Here is a 13,882-nt window from a genome sequence, read left to right on the forward strand (position 1 = left end):
AAACCGTGTAAACTTATTCTTTGAATCAAATTTCAGCACGTATCGAACTTACATTTGATATTTAACTCAAAATTCATTATAGATAAAATAGAATAACTTTAAAATGGGGGATTCATTTGAATAACACTGACCTACTATTGTTAAATTTATCAGAAATACGAAGACGCAGTATAAAAGTTTGGACAGCTATCCCAAAAGATCGATTGGATTGGAGACCAGATACTGAAGCACTAAGTTGCAAAGAAATGATTAGACATGTACTAGAATGCGATTACTATTATTTACAAATATTAAAAAATCATGGCAAGGCTCAAAATGTACAATCTCCTTTTGAAACAAAAGCATTTACTACACTTGACGATGAACTTAATTTTTCTAAGTCTTTTCGTAATCAATTCATCAATTTTATTGCCTCTCTAGCAGCAGAGGATTTAACAAACATACAAATCGATCGTTCAGAACTAGCCGAACTTGGGTATACTGACTATATTCGAAGTTTAGGGGACATGCTTTTAAGAACTGCATATCATGAAGGTGTCCATACAGGACAAATGTTAGATTATATGCGGACAATGAATGTAGAACGTCCGGATATTTGGGACTGATTTTATATTTATAACCTTCAGTACAGATTGTTCTTTTACTGCTCAGATTCATATACTTATCTACACTAAGAACAATCTGGCTTCAATATCGTCCTCATAAATTCTTCCTTAAAGGCTTCATAACTAAAATCGACCGCAATTCTTTGTACAGGCCGATTATCAAATGTTGTCGGCTCAGCTATTTTTCTAAAATCCGCAACACTTTGACCTCTCGTTACATCATTCGTCGTACTAATCCAAACTGCCGATTTTTCATATTCAAAAATATCATCATTAATAAACGAAATAAACGGAAGTAAATCATGAATCGGACTCCCACCAATACCTGGATATTCTTTTTTGTAAAAGTTCTCGTAATAAAAATCAATCATTGGTTTAATGAGTTTCGCCTGTCCTGTACCTTCTTTATCAATAATATCGACCATTTTAGGGGTAATAAGAGCACGTTGTGTTACATTTAAAGGGTATATAGTAGCGTTCTTTGCATATTTCATAACAATATTCGCCGCAATTGGATCGCCGTAAAAATTAGCTTCCGATACTGGTGTTACATTACCTGGAAATAGAAAAGCACCGCCCATTATATAATAGGAACAAACCCGATTCATTAAATTGGGATACAATAAAAATAATGTTGCAAGTGTCGTTAATCTTCCCGTCGCCACAATAATAATATCTTCTGGACAAGGCTCAATTAATTTACTCAATTCACAAAAATTTCCCCTACCACAAATCCTCATTTTCGGTGGTATGATGGGACCTAAACCGTGATCTCCATGAATTTCAGGGAAAAATAAAGGTTCTTCAGCTGTCATCGGTCTACTAGCACCTTCAATAATCTTCACTTCTGTAGCATAATATTTTTCTAAAAAATAAACATTTTCCGTGACAATTTCCCGTGATACATTACCATACTCTGCAACGATACCTATAATATCTAATTTGCATGTTTTATTCGCATAAATTAACGCTACTGCATCATCAATACCAAAATCTCCGAAAAAAATTATTTTTTTATTAACTTTTCCCCCCCTCTCCAGCATAATCTACTATCATTATTATGCGAAAAAGACAAGGCGGTGAAACGGAGCTAATTAAAAAAGCCGCCTATTTATTGGCGACTTCAATCTTCTTATAAGATAAATATGCTAGTACATTTTTGCTTGAATCATATTTTGGATTATTCCCTTTTCTCGGTTCTCTCATATGTGTTTTTTCAAATCCAGGAATGTCAGGCATTTTCTTCAAAAATTCAATCATCTCTTCCTCAGTTCCCTCAATACGTACACGAATCATTGTTACTATTCCTCAATTCTCATTTTCTCTGTACTAAGTATAACGTACTTCGGAAAGACTGCAAGAAATTTATCTTTTTAATGTTGAACTTTTTTTACATACGAACAGTGCCATTTCAGTATAAAATGACTCTATTTTATTATTTTCAAATTTGATTTTAAAGAATTCCTGCATTTCATTTGATGTTTTCATCATACACTCTGTTAACTTTACGCGCTTTTGTACTGGCACATCCATCATATCGCACCACCAGTCAAAATCGAACTTCTTGTCAAAAGTAATGCATGATTGCATTTGTAAACCATGTTTTTCTAATAAAGTAATCCATTCTGTTTTTTTCAAAGCTCGTTCATGGCTCGGATCTCGCTTCTTTTCGATAAAGTTATAAAATGTATCAAATTCATTATTTTCTGGTGAAACATTATCAATTAATATAAATAAACCATTATCTTCTAACGTACGATTGACTTCAATAATAAATTGCAAAGGATCAACAAAGTGATGTGCTGCAATTCGACATGTAATTGTATCAAAGGATTCTTCAGCAAATGGCAAACTTTCTGCATTTCCTGCTACAAAAGACACATTTTCATGCCCGTTCCCCTCTATAAAACCTTTTGCTTTTTCTACCATTTTTTCTGTTAAATCAAGAGCGACTACTTCTTTAAACATTGGGGCTAGCAAATTTGCAACATGCCCCCCACCAGTAGCAATATCAAGAAGACGAGTATTATGACGAGTTTCAACTTGCTTAACTACATATTGTAAATCCGGTCCATTTGCATGTATTTTACTTTTCACATACTTTTCTGCATTACTACCAAATTGTTGTTTCACAAGCTCTTCTTTACTCATTTTTATCATCTTCTTTCTATAAGTATTCATATAATTAATAAGTTCTCTTTATATAATTTCAAATCCTTTTTTAGGCTCCATTCCTTGTATAAGAGTACTAGTATCCCCCCAAAATATAACTCTTACATTTTTAATTACAAAACAAAAAAGGTTACGAGAACTTATCCCGTAACCTTGAAAAACATCTCTTACATTAGAGTACATACATTTATGTCTAAAAAATTTATATCCTCCTTTAACTTCATAAGAACTTCCACTTCCTTATAAGTAGCCTCTCTCGCATACAATCCAAATTGATCCATACCAACCCATATCCATCCTGGGGTATCATAAAGTATATCTATGTTAAAATGATGCAACTTAGTAAGTTCTGATCTAATAAACCTGTCCCTACTAGCGATTTGCTTATCTATTAAACCATATTCTTTCCCATTTTCAGAAAGCGCTATAACCTTTCCTATTAGTGGATGTTCACGAACAATAAAGTGATATTCCTTTTCATCTATATTCGCCACAATCGTACGCGAATTGGATACATCAAATCCAGAATTCAGTACATTCATATCGATCAGCTCCTTTATTGTTTTCAGTAACATCATAACAAATGAATATTTAAATAACATTAATATAATGTAAAAAATATAAAGGCTGACTTCCCTTTAGAAATCAGCCTTTACACGTTATTCGTCTTTAAACTCTTTACAAAATTTTATAATACTTCTTTTTTTTCATCATTTCCGGACACTAAATTCCCTATAGCATCCGCAGTAACTTCAACTACAAACTCACAAATCCCCGCTACAACTTCTCCAATTACTTCCTCCATCTTTCTACCCCCTAGTTTTATGTAACTTATTTGTAGTATAGAAGATATTGGTTAATTTTAACTATCGGTAAAGGTGACAAAAACATTACAAATTTGTAAGCTATTTCAATGTTTTTTTGAATTATACATCCCACTTTTAAACTTTAAGTATTATTAACAACCAGATAGGTCATCATAATATAAAGTATTTAAGAATCCTAATTTAAAGGAGGCGTGTAAAATATACTACGTAAAATTAATTAAAGGTCAATCTTTCTATGCTTTTGATCATCGATTCTTAGTGTCTCATGAAGAAGAGGTTTCAGAAAAAATTTTTAATTACTTACGCCGGAATGAATTCTTCGAAGTACGTAAAGAAGAATATTCTGCCTAAAGTACGAAAAGCATCAAAAAATGACTCTCATAATTGGGATTTTTTCTTGATGCTTTTATATTATCTCCCTATATTCAACATTACTCCTCAATTATTTTAAAATCTTATAGTATATGTCCAAGCTAATTCATCGTTACCTTCATATTTTAGTATATGAGGAGGTGACGAATATGACTCATATCATTGATTACCAAGCTACTCAACCTTTAAATAAAACTGGTGAAACAACTTTTACAATTCCCGATTCCCCAGAAAAAGCAATTCTAGCAAATATTAAATTAAAAATTTCAAGAAGAGATTCACGTAATAATCGAGTAGAATTAATTGCAACAGTTGGGGTTAAAGGTATAACTGACATTGCACAAATATTATTTAGAATTTTTCGTGACAATACAGAAATCTTCAACGCCCAAGTAGGGATTGAATCTACAGGTTCTGAACAATTTTACGCACAAACATTTCAAGCTATAGATCAAAATGTTAGCTGTGGGACTCACGAGTATTCATTAACTGTAGAAAACCTTACTAGTGGTGCAAGTGCAGACATTGTTGGTCCTCTGTCTTTTAGCGGTTTAGCTATTGGACAAGATCATAAGTGTTGCTAAGTAAATTTATTGTTTAAATTTGTATTTAAGAAAAGCGAGACGTAGTATATACGTTCTTGCTTTTTTATTTTTTCTATGTTTATCTTTACTATCAATTGGTATTTAAGCATAAGTTTTTTTACATTTTGAATTGCTTATTTCAGTACTTAACAAAGTAATTTTTTTACAAATCAAAAAAATTGAAATCCACTAATGAAACACGTAATATAGACTCTGACTCTAAAAAAGCACGTTAAAAAATAACGGATAAATAAGGAGGTTTTATATACGATTTGTAAATTATAAATGACTGCGAGGTTTTTAATTATGTGGCGTAATAAAAACGTTTGGATTGTATTAATTGGGGAGTTTATTGCTGGTCTCGGTTTATGGCTTGGTATTCTTGGTAACCTTGAATTTATGCAAAAATACGTCCCTTCTGATTTCATGAAATCAGTTATATTATTTATCGGACTGTTAGCTGGCGTTCTAGTTGGTCCAATGGCTGGTCGAGTAATTGATCAGTATGAAAAAAAGAAAGTTCTTCTTTACGCTGGATTTGGTCGTGTTATGAGTGTTATTTTTATGTTTTTCGCTATTCAATATGAAAGTATCGCTTTTATGATTGCTTTTATGATTGCACTTCAAATTTCAGCAGCTTTTTATTTCCCTGCATTACAATCTGTAATCCCACTCATCGTTAATGAACATGAGCTATTACAAATGAATGGTGTACATATGAATATCGGTACAATCGCTCGTATTGCAGGTACTTCACTAGGTGGAATTCTTTTAGTTGTAATGAGTTTACAGTATATGTATGCCTTCTCAATGGCAGCATACGCTTTATTATTCTTCTCAACTTTCTTCCTGCAATTTGAAGATAAAAAATCTGCTACATCAAGTAAACAATCTGCTAAAGATAATAGTTTTATGGAAGTATTTCGTATTTTAAAAGGAATCCCTATTGCTTTTAAAGCACTTATATTAAGTATTATCCCTCTTTTATTTATAGCTGGATTCAATTTAATGGTTATTAACATTAGCGAAATACAACATGATCCGACGATTAAAGGATTCATATATACAATTGAAGGTGTAGCGTTTATGTTAGGTGCATTCGTAATTAAACGTTTATCTGAGCATTTCAAGCCTGAAAAATTACTATATTTCTTCGCATTTTGTACCGCTTTTGCACATCTTTCCTTGTTCTTTAGCGATATAAAATGGATGGCTCTTGCCTCATTTGGTTTATTTGGATTTAGTGTTGGCTGCTTCTTCCCTATTATGTCGACAATTTTCCAAACAAAAGTAGAAAAAAGCTATCACGGACGTCTCTTCTCATTCCGTAATATGTTTGAAAGAGTTATGTTCCAAATCGTCTTGCTCGGCACTGGCTTCTTCTTGGATACGATTGGATTACAGTATATGGTTCTAATTTTTGGTTTCATTTCATTAGTAATTATTTTTATTTCCCTTTCTAAGCAGAAACAATTTGAAAAACAATCGTCACAATCTGCGAATTTATAAAACTAATACTTCTTAAGAATGGATCCCGTATTTTACTGGGTCCATTCTTTTTGAATTTCAAGGATTAAAATCTATTTTCTTTATGTAATTCAAATATTTAAAGGATTATCCCCAACTACTTTCGAATAAAATAAATTATAGATTTTTCAAAAAGGAGCTGTGGAAATGTCTGATGGCATCCAATTATTAATTATCCTTCTTTTTTCATTGGTCATGTTTGGCGTCCTTAATTTTTTAGCCATTTCCTTATCTCAAAATAACTTTAAAAGAAGGATTGTTGCAGGTTTCCTATTTTTATTGTTAACTCCCATTATCTTTTTGACTACTACAGCATTCACCACTATATTCGATAAAGATGGTTTGGGAGCAGCTAACCTAGTCTTTGTTATTGTAAATGTATATATTGTAAATGGAATTGTCATTCTTCTTTCCGCTTCATTTATCCTCAAAAAACATAACATAAGATAGATTACTAGGCATGAATCTGGCATTACACTAGATTCATGCCTTTTTATTTTGAAAATTTCACCTTTCTCCAAATTTTTATGTGAAATTTAAAAATTCTTTATAAAAATTTAAACTTTATTTTTTACAATATTCCTATCGTATTCGCACGTTTATAAAAACTAATAAGAAAGGAGTACACAATGAAAAAGCTTCTATTTATTTTTCCTATATTAGTCGTTCTACTTAGTGGATGTAGCAATAATGATATATACGGCTCTTGGGAGGTCATTGATAATAAAAAAGGTGAATGCCCTGTATATTATAAATTTGAAACAGTTGTAAAAGAAGAAAAGAAAGAAAAAATTGTTCAAAACTTAGTAAAGATGCATACAACGAATAAAAAAGAAGATTTATATAAAGGATCATTTGTAAAAAACTCTAACGTGTATCACATTGATTACGGTAACTCGTTTACATCAGATCAATCTATAAAAGTTGTCGATAATAAATTAAATGTATACTTCATGAATGCTGAGAAAATGTGTACATATAAAAAAATAAATAATTAACTATTAGAATTCAGCAACTTTCAAGTACTACAAAAGCGCAGAATGTATTTTCTGCGTTATTTCATTTTAGACGTCTTCCTCTAAAAATATATTCCCCCTTTTAAATCTTTTAATTTGAATGTAAAATTATATAATAAAACAAATTACTGTGAGGTGCTTATTTTGAGAAGCTTAAGTTCTTTAATTATATCAACAATTTGTTCAGTAGCCCTTATCATATGGAACGCTATTTCATTTTATGAAAAATTCACTACAGGAAATTCATACTATTGGATAAGCGGCATATTAGGTATGTTTTTCGTGTTCTTTTTCATTCAAAACGTGCGAGATTTTATTAACAAAAACTACAAAACCTCTTAAATGATATGAGATGAAATATGTAATAAACTTTTAAGTTAGCTGATCTATCATATAGCCACCCTCTTCTAGAAAAATTGGAAGAATAATCACCTTATGAAGTATGACATTTATTCCAATCCCTCCCTCTAAATTTGTCAATCGTTTTAATTTTCATAAAAAAATGATAAAATGTAAACATGTGTTTTCAGAATAATTAAAAACGCAGAAAGAAAACACTGTTTTTAGGAGGGGTTTTGATGACTTACACGTTAGCAACTAGAATGAAAGCATTCCAATCTTCTATATTTAGTGAATTAGGGGCCTATAAAAAAGAGAAAATTGCAGCAGGTCATACAATGATTGATTTAAGTATCGGGAATCCCGATATGCCTCCTGCTGATTTCGTAAGAGAAGCAATGGTACATACGGCGAGTGAAAAAGAAAGCTATGGATACACATTAACAGGCATACAAGAATTTCACGAAGCTGTAACTGAATATTACAACAACACTCATAACGTTATATTAAATGCTGAAAAAGAAGTTTTATTATTAATGGGTTCACAAGACGGACTCGTTCATTTACCGATGGTTTTTGCAAATCCGGGTGATATTATATTAGTTCCTGATCCAGGATATACGGCTTATGAAACAGGAATTCAAATGGCCGGCGCAACATCTTACTACATGCCATTAAAGAAAGAAAATGATTTCTTACCTAACTTAGAAGTTATCCCTGAAGAAATTGCCAATAAAGCGAAGATGATGATTTTGAACTTCCCAGGAAATCCAGTTCCAGCAATGGCTCATGAAGATTTCTTTAAAGAGGTAATCGCATTCGCGAAAAAACATAATATTATCGTTGTCCATGATTTTGCTTATGCTGAATTTTATTTTGATGGCCAAAAGCCAATTAGCTTCTTATCTGTACCTGGCGCAAAAGAAGTTGGCGTTGAAATTAATTCTTTATCTAAAAGTTATAGTTTAGCTGGTAGCCGTATTGGTTATATGATTGGTAACGAAGAAATCGTCGGTGCGCTTACGCAATTTAAGTCTAATACAGATTACGGCGTGTTTTTACCAATTCAAAAAGCTGCATCCGCTGCATTACGACACGGCGCTTCGTTTTGTGAGAAAAACCGTGGAATTTACCAAGAACGTAGAGATACTTTAGTAGATGGATTCCGCCAATTTGGTTGGAATGTCGATAAACCAGCTGGAAGTATGTTCGTTTGGGCTGAAATTCCGAAAGGATGGACCTCTCTAGAGTTTGCTTATGCACTTATGGATCGTGCGAATGTCGTTGTCACACCAGGTCATGCATTTGGTCCTCACGGCGAAGGCTTTGTACGTATTGCACTCGTTCAAGATAAACAAGTGTTACAACAAGTTGTTGAAAACATTAGAAATAGCGGTATTTTTTCTCTTGAAAAAGTAGATGAATTAGTTAAAAATTAATTACAACTCCCCCTGCTTAACTTTTGCAGGGGTATTATTATTAACTGGAGGTACGGTATGAATATTAAAGATACTCTTCCCCATCGCTATCCATTTTTAATGATCGATAAAATTACAAACATTAAAGAATCTCAATTAGCTACAGGATACAAACTAATTACAAATAACGAATGGTTTATTAATGAAAGTCAAAACCACATGCCTCATATGTTAATTGTAGAAGCACTTGCCCAACTTAGTGCATTTGTAAGCACAAGTGAATCTGATGGGTTAGGTTTCCTCTCCTCTTTAGATGGAGTTGAATTTCATGAAAAAGCGTATCCTGGTGATAAACTAGATTTACATTATGAGCTAACACGTAACCGACGAGGTTTTATTCTCGGCAAAGGAACTGCAACTGTTAACGGCCAACCAATTGTTACAATGGCGAAACTATTAATTTATCAAGCTGATTAAACAACACATAGTTAGGAGTAGAAAAATGCAGCGTGCTATCGGGATTGATGCTGGAGGAACATTAACGAAAATTGTTTACTATAACGTAGAGAATAAAATATCTTTTGAAAAATTTTATTCATATGACCACCAAAAGATTAAAGAGTGGCTTCATCAAAACAAATTCATTACAAAACTATGCATTACAGGTGGTAAATCGGCCCAATTGCAAGATCTACTTTCGGATTCATATGAGACAGTAACATTAAATGAATTCGACGCTACTATAACTGGTGTTCACTATATCCTAAACAAAGAACAACAAACTATCAATAATTTTGTATTAACAAATATCGGTACAGGTACATCTATTCACTACGTTTATGACAAGCAATATGTTCGTGCTGGCGGAACTGGAGTTGGCGGCGGTACAATTATGGGACTTTCAAAGCTATTAACAAATTTAGATCATTTTGAAGACGTAATTCCTCTTACAAAAATAGGTTCAAGAAAAAGTCTAGATATTACAGTTGGAGATATTTATGGTGGTATTCTCTCTCCTATCGATAATAGCTTAACAGCTAGCAACTTTGGGAAAGCAGCCATTACAGACTCGAATTTTAGTAGTTCAGATATAATCGCAACCGTTCAAGGACTTGTCGGTGAAGTCGTCACAGCATTAAGCCTTCAATTCGCCGAAGCGAAAAACATTGAACATATCGTTTACATTGGTTCTACCCTAAGTAATAACGTACACCTTCAAAACATTATAAGTAGCTATACAGAATATCAAAATAAAATACCAGTCTTTATACAAGATGATGGGTATAGTGGTGCAATTGGTGCTTTGCTCCATGTTACGAAATAAAAAAGCTGACTTTTGTCAGCTTTTTTATAATGGTACTTCAAATTCAATAATTGATTCTCCGTTCTCCCCAATACGTTCCACACTAATTCTATCGATTACACAGTGTAGCTTCTTATGAAAACAAGGAAGATCCCTTGCTAGTTCAGTAGCTAACTGCGAGCTTTCTTTTCTTCCGACTGTTACATGGGGTATGTACGGAATGTCTTTTCTCAAAAGTGGTAGTAATGGTCCTGTATATAATTTATCATGTAGCTCTTCTATTTGTTCTTTTCCTTGCTCAATTTCTAAAAATAAATAGTCTCCTATACTAGTTACACCACTTGCAAACTTAATCTCAATTGTACCTATCCCTTTTACCAGATTCGAAATATGTGATTTCAATTCATCATTTGAAATATTACTTTCAAAAGGAAATACAATTGTTATGTGAGGAGGAATTAAACCAAATAAAGGATCGTGTATTTCTCGAATACTTTCTATCTCATCAGTAGACATGTTATTTAGAAAAAGTAAAATTGTACGCATTTTTATATCCCCCACTCTCCTCAATTTTTTATATTTATCATATTGCATGGTAGCTTGCACTTCAACAAGTTATTTCACTTACATAGAAAAATAAAAAACTTCTCAAATGAGAAGTTTTCATATAGCATGATTATTATTTTCCCGCCAAACTTTCCTGAACTTTATATAACAAGCAATTCTCCACGGAATAATATATGATATTGCAACTACGTAAAATAATAAACCTATTGTTTGCTGATCTAAGTCAACAATATATTGTCTTGAACCATATCTTAAAATAACAATTCCAATAAAGGTAATTAAAAAGGCTGCACTTTTTTTCGTATAAATGTTCCCATCTTCTCTTCGCTCATAATTTGTTAGAAATATAAGTGGTACGGCGAAAAGACCCCCAATGAATACTGCTATAGTCACTTGTAATATAGCTGGGTGTACTGGACCAAAAAACAATAAAATACCTGGTGTTAAAAATAGTAATGGCCACAAAATACGTTTTCCCTTTCCCTTTATCGGCTTATACATAGAACGATATCGTCGCCAAAAAATCAGCAATGCTACGCATAAAAAGACGGTTATTAGTGAAGAAGTATCTCCCATACAGTCTTCCTTCTCTCTTAAAGTAATTGTACTTAAATCGCATCCTCAAAAGAAACTTTACGAATAAATAGAGCGCTAATTATAAAGTATATTAAAATAAGCACTATCGAAATTGATATAAAATTAGGTATATCAAGTAACGATTTACTATCAATAAATACCAATTCTTTCAAACCTACCTTACCATAAATTGTACTCGTCAACCCCAAGAAAAAAATCACACTAAAAGCAAAGCCTATCCAATTAAATCTTTTTTGAAAAATAGTTGTTAATTGAAATAAGCTAGCTAATAATAGATAGAACACGAACTGTGCAAAGAATTGTTCGATTGTATGTGCTCCTAAATTTATATGTTTCGTTTCATAGAATGTACCTTGTAAAAGCAAAACTTGTAGAAATGAAAAAATTACTGATTGTAATATGATAAAACATACTGAACCAATAAAGAATTGTAATCTAGTAACACCAAATGAGACAACTGTACGAAATATGTCATCTTGAACAAGAAAAACACTTGCCACAATAAATATTGCAATTGCAATAGATGAATTATTGAAGATATCATGTAAAAATGCTACCTTTAGTCCCTTTATATCAGTTGCAGTTGTTGTCCATTTTATAAGTAATGCCACACACCAGAAGATTAGAACAGCCTTATAATGAAATTTCATATGTAACTTTAATTGTTTTAAAAGCATTTTTATTTCACCTCATTATCTGTTAGATAAATAAATAGTTTTTGCAGTGTTACTCTGTCTATTTCTAACCCTTCAGTTTCTATCAGCTCATAATCTCTAGCAGAAAGATCTTCCCATATCGCAGAAATCTCTTTATTCCCATACAACTCTTGTTTTACAACATTTTTCCCCATTAAAAAATTTGTCACTTTATCTTTATGTCCTGATATTATGTGTCCTTTTTCTAAAAAATCTTCCACAGAGGATTGAACAGCTAATGATCCTTCTTTTAATATGATTACATTTTCTATAACATGGGACACTTCCTCAACTAAATGTGTTGATAAGATGATTGTTCGTGGATATTCACCATAATCTTCCAATAGCAATTCGTAAAACAACTCTCGATGTGCTGCATCTAAACCGGTAGTCGGCTCATCAAAAATAGTAATTGGTGCTCTACTAGCTAAACCTTTAATAATACCAACAATTGTTTGCATACCATGGGATAAATCATAATATTTTTCTTTTGCACTCAATTGAAATTTTTTAATAAGTTCCTCAGCATATTCTTGATCCCAATTTTCATAAAACATGTTACACAAATAAAAAACATCTTTTACCTTACTACTTAAATTAATGTTTTCTTTCACCTTTACGAAACAAATATTTTGCATCGCTTTACTATTTTCAAATACATTTTCGCCAAATACAGCTACACTTCCACTACTTGAAATAATTTGACCAGCAAGAAGGTTTAATAATGTTGTTTTCCCCGCTCCGTTTCTTCCAAGCAAACCATATATTTTATGTTCTTCCAATGAAATTGTTACTTCATTTACAGCTAGTTTCTTTTTATATTTTTTTGTTAAATCTTTCGTTTCAAGTGCAAACATTACTCTTTCCCCTCCTTCGTAATTTTGTGTATCATGTCCATCAATTCGTCTTTTGATATTTCTAGTACTTTTGCTTCTTCCCACACTTTAGGTAAATACTCGGTCATAAAAGTATTTTGTCTTTTTTTTAGTACGACTTCTTTTGCTCCCTTTGTAACAAACATCCCGATCCCTCTCTTTTTATATAAAATCCCCTCATCTACTAGTAGATTTACTCCTTTTGCAGCTGTAGCCGGGTTAATTTGTAACATCTTCGCAAATTGATTTGTCGAAGGAACTTGTTCTTCTTCAAGTAATATGTCTTTTAAAATATCAGATTCAATTGTTTCTGCAATTTGTATGTATATTAACTTATTTTGTTCTAGAGTAGGTTTCACGATTTCACCACCTTAGGTTCATAGGTTCATTACTTATGTAACTAACCATATCACATCACTTTATTTTTTACCATAATTTTCATAAAAAAAGAAAATCATTCGATAATGAATGACCCTCTTCTGAAAATTTCCGTATTTTCAATCTTCGTTCTTAAATCTTTTTCATTGATACCATTTTGACAAAAGTTAAACCTCTCTCGCTTTAAAGATTTCGTTCGGTCTACTACTTGCCCCAAATGATAACTTGTGTGCTCGACTAAGTGTAATAAGCTATGCAAATCAATATCGGTTCTTCCTTTACATGCTTTTATATACCTGTTTCCCCATTCACGAAATACTTTTTCTACAATTTCCAGCAGCATTTCAAAATTTAATGCCTTCTTTGGAAAGTACTCTTCAATCCCCTTTTCAAAATTCACATTTGGATTCGAGTAACGAATCGTATTTCTTTTTACATGTTCGCAGATATGTAATACTATACCTCCAATTGAATTAGCCTCACCTTCTCTTTTCCACAAGTCTTCCGCATTTAAACACTTTATTACTTGTGTTAGCTTTGGTAAATAATGATCATACATTCTGAAATAAGAAATTTTATAAACAAGCTCCATCTTTCCCCCACCGTC

The 13,882-nt window shown here is 32.2% G+C and carries 20 protein-coding genes; 10 read left to right on the forward strand and 10 right to left on the reverse strand.

Annotation, left to right across the window (positions count from 1 at the left end; genetic code table 11):
• Positions 1 to 116 precede the first annotated feature (116 nt).
• Positions 117 to 605 carry a DinB family protein gene (locus tag LUS72_RS14290; protein ID WP_097829463.1) on the forward strand — a complete coding sequence of 163 codons (489 nt, stop codon included), beginning with the start codon at positions 117 to 119 and terminating at the stop codon, positions 603 to 605.
• Between the two features lie 65 nt (positions 606 to 670).
• On the opposite strand, the gene LUS72_RS14295 is transcribed toward LUS72_RS14290, so the two are convergent.
• From LUS72_RS14295 to LUS72_RS14310, 4 genes are all read right to left on the reverse strand, one after another.
• A complete protein-coding gene (locus LUS72_RS14295) occupies positions 671 to 1,648 on the reverse strand; it encodes a nucleoside hydrolase (protein ID WP_098361714.1) in 978 nt (325 codons plus the stop codon).
• A 64-nt stretch (positions 1,649 to 1,712) separates the two neighbouring features.
• Positions 1,713 to 1,901 (reverse strand): DUF3970 family protein, encoded by a 189-nt coding sequence (locus LUS72_RS14300; RefSeq protein ID WP_097829465.1) that lies wholly within the window; start codon positions 1,899 to 1,901, stop codon positions 1,713 to 1,715.
• 69 nt (positions 1,902 to 1,970) lie between these two features.
• On the reverse strand, positions 1,971 to 2,756 hold the full coding sequence (locus LUS72_RS14305) for a class I SAM-dependent methyltransferase (RefSeq protein WP_097829466.1): 786 nt from the start codon (positions 2,754 to 2,756) through the stop codon (positions 1,971 to 1,973).
• A 188-nt stretch (positions 2,757 to 2,944) separates the two neighbouring features.
• Positions 2,945 to 3,319 carry a hypothetical protein gene (locus LUS72_RS14310; protein WP_097829467.1) on the reverse strand — a complete coding sequence of 125 codons (375 nt, stop codon included), beginning with the start codon at positions 3,317 to 3,319 and terminating at the stop codon, positions 2,945 to 2,947.
• Positions 3,320 to 3,802: 483 nt separating this feature from the next.
• On the opposite strand from LUS72_RS14310, the gene LUS72_RS14315 reads away from it, so the two are divergent.
• The 9 genes from LUS72_RS14315 to coaW all read left to right on the forward strand — a co-directional run bounded on the left by LUS72_RS14315 (position 3,803) and on the right by coaW (position 10,184).
• Positions 3,803 to 3,955, forward strand: a complete 153-nt coding sequence (locus tag LUS72_RS14315) for a YqbF domain-containing protein (RefSeq protein WP_080001761.1) — start codon at positions 3,803 to 3,805, stop codon at positions 3,953 to 3,955.
• A gap of 170 nt (positions 3,956 to 4,125) precedes the next feature.
• Positions 4,126 to 4,560, forward strand: a complete 435-nt coding sequence (gene exsC, locus LUS72_RS14320) for an exosporium protein ExsC (protein ID WP_097829469.1) — start codon at positions 4,126 to 4,128, stop codon at positions 4,558 to 4,560.
• Between the two features lie 306 nt (positions 4,561 to 4,866).
• Entirely contained in the window at positions 4,867 to 6,069 is a 1,203-nt protein-coding gene (locus LUS72_RS14325; protein ID WP_097829505.1) for an MFS transporter, read from the forward strand.
• 165 nt (positions 6,070 to 6,234) lie between these two features.
• Positions 6,235 to 6,537 (forward strand): hypothetical protein, encoded by a 303-nt coding sequence (locus LUS72_RS14330; protein ID WP_097829470.1) that lies wholly within the window; start codon positions 6,235 to 6,237, stop codon positions 6,535 to 6,537.
• 179 nt (positions 6,538 to 6,716) lie between these two features.
• Positions 6,717 to 7,085, forward strand: coding sequence for a hypothetical protein (locus LUS72_RS14335; RefSeq protein ID WP_097829471.1), 369 nt, complete (start codon positions 6,717 to 6,719; stop codon positions 7,083 to 7,085).
• A gap of 162 nt (positions 7,086 to 7,247) precedes the next feature.
• Positions 7,248 to 7,445, forward strand: coding sequence for a DMT family transporter (locus LUS72_RS14340; protein WP_097829472.1), 198 nt, complete (start codon positions 7,248 to 7,250; stop codon positions 7,443 to 7,445).
• 236 nt (positions 7,446 to 7,681) lie between these two features.
• Entirely contained in the window at positions 7,682 to 8,881 is a 1,200-nt protein-coding gene (locus LUS72_RS14345; RefSeq protein WP_141533387.1) for an LL-diaminopimelate aminotransferase, read from the forward strand.
• A 57-nt stretch (positions 8,882 to 8,938) separates the two neighbouring features.
• Complete coding sequence (locus LUS72_RS14350; RefSeq protein WP_097829474.1) at positions 8,939 to 9,337, forward strand: 3-hydroxyacyl-ACP dehydratase FabZ family protein; 399 nt, start codon at positions 8,939 to 8,941, stop codon at positions 9,335 to 9,337.
• 25 nt (positions 9,338 to 9,362) lie between these two features.
• Positions 9,363 to 10,184 (forward strand): type II pantothenate kinase, encoded by an 822-nt coding sequence (gene coaW / locus LUS72_RS14355; protein WP_097829475.1) that lies wholly within the window; start codon positions 9,363 to 9,365, stop codon positions 10,182 to 10,184.
• A gap of 24 nt (positions 10,185 to 10,208) precedes the next feature.
• On the opposite strand, the gene LUS72_RS14360 is transcribed toward coaW, so the two are convergent.
• The 6 genes from LUS72_RS14360 to LUS72_RS14385 all read right to left on the reverse strand — a co-directional run bounded on the left by LUS72_RS14360 (position 10,209) and on the right by LUS72_RS14385 (position 13,867).
• Positions 10,209 to 10,709 carry a 2'-5' RNA ligase family protein gene (locus tag LUS72_RS14360; RefSeq protein ID WP_097829476.1) on the reverse strand — a complete coding sequence of 167 codons (501 nt, stop codon included), beginning with the start codon at positions 10,707 to 10,709 and terminating at the stop codon, positions 10,209 to 10,211.
• Positions 10,710 to 10,826: 117 nt separating this feature from the next.
• Positions 10,827 to 11,306 carry a CcdC family protein gene (locus LUS72_RS14365; RefSeq protein WP_097829477.1) on the reverse strand — a complete coding sequence of 160 codons (480 nt, stop codon included), beginning with the start codon at positions 11,304 to 11,306 and terminating at the stop codon, positions 10,827 to 10,829.
• Positions 11,307 to 11,338: 32 nt separating this feature from the next.
• Positions 11,339 to 12,004 (reverse strand): DUF4052 family protein, encoded by a 666-nt coding sequence (locus tag LUS72_RS14370; protein ID WP_097829478.1) that lies wholly within the window; start codon positions 12,002 to 12,004, stop codon positions 11,339 to 11,341.
• Positions 12,005 to 12,006: 2 nt separating this feature from the next.
• Positions 12,007 to 12,879, reverse strand: a complete 873-nt coding sequence (locus LUS72_RS14375; RefSeq protein ID WP_264446711.1) for an ATP-binding cassette domain-containing protein — start codon at positions 12,877 to 12,879, stop codon at positions 12,007 to 12,009.
• Positions 12,879 to 13,256, reverse strand: coding sequence for a GntR family transcriptional regulator (locus LUS72_RS14380; RefSeq protein WP_097829480.1), 378 nt, complete (start codon positions 13,254 to 13,256; stop codon positions 12,879 to 12,881). The genes LUS72_RS14375 and LUS72_RS14380 overlap by 1 nt, the downstream gene beginning before the upstream one ends.
• A gap of 95 nt (positions 13,257 to 13,351) precedes the next feature.
• On the reverse strand, positions 13,352 to 13,867 hold the full coding sequence (locus tag LUS72_RS14385) for a DinB family protein (protein ID WP_264446714.1): 516 nt from the start codon (positions 13,865 to 13,867) through the stop codon (positions 13,352 to 13,354).
• Positions 13,868 to 13,882 lie beyond the last annotated feature (15 nt).

It is taken from the genome of Bacillus cereus (genome assembly GCF_025917685.1).
GTDB lineage: Bacteria > Bacillota > Bacilli > Bacillales > Bacillaceae_G > Bacillus_A > Bacillus_A cereus_AT.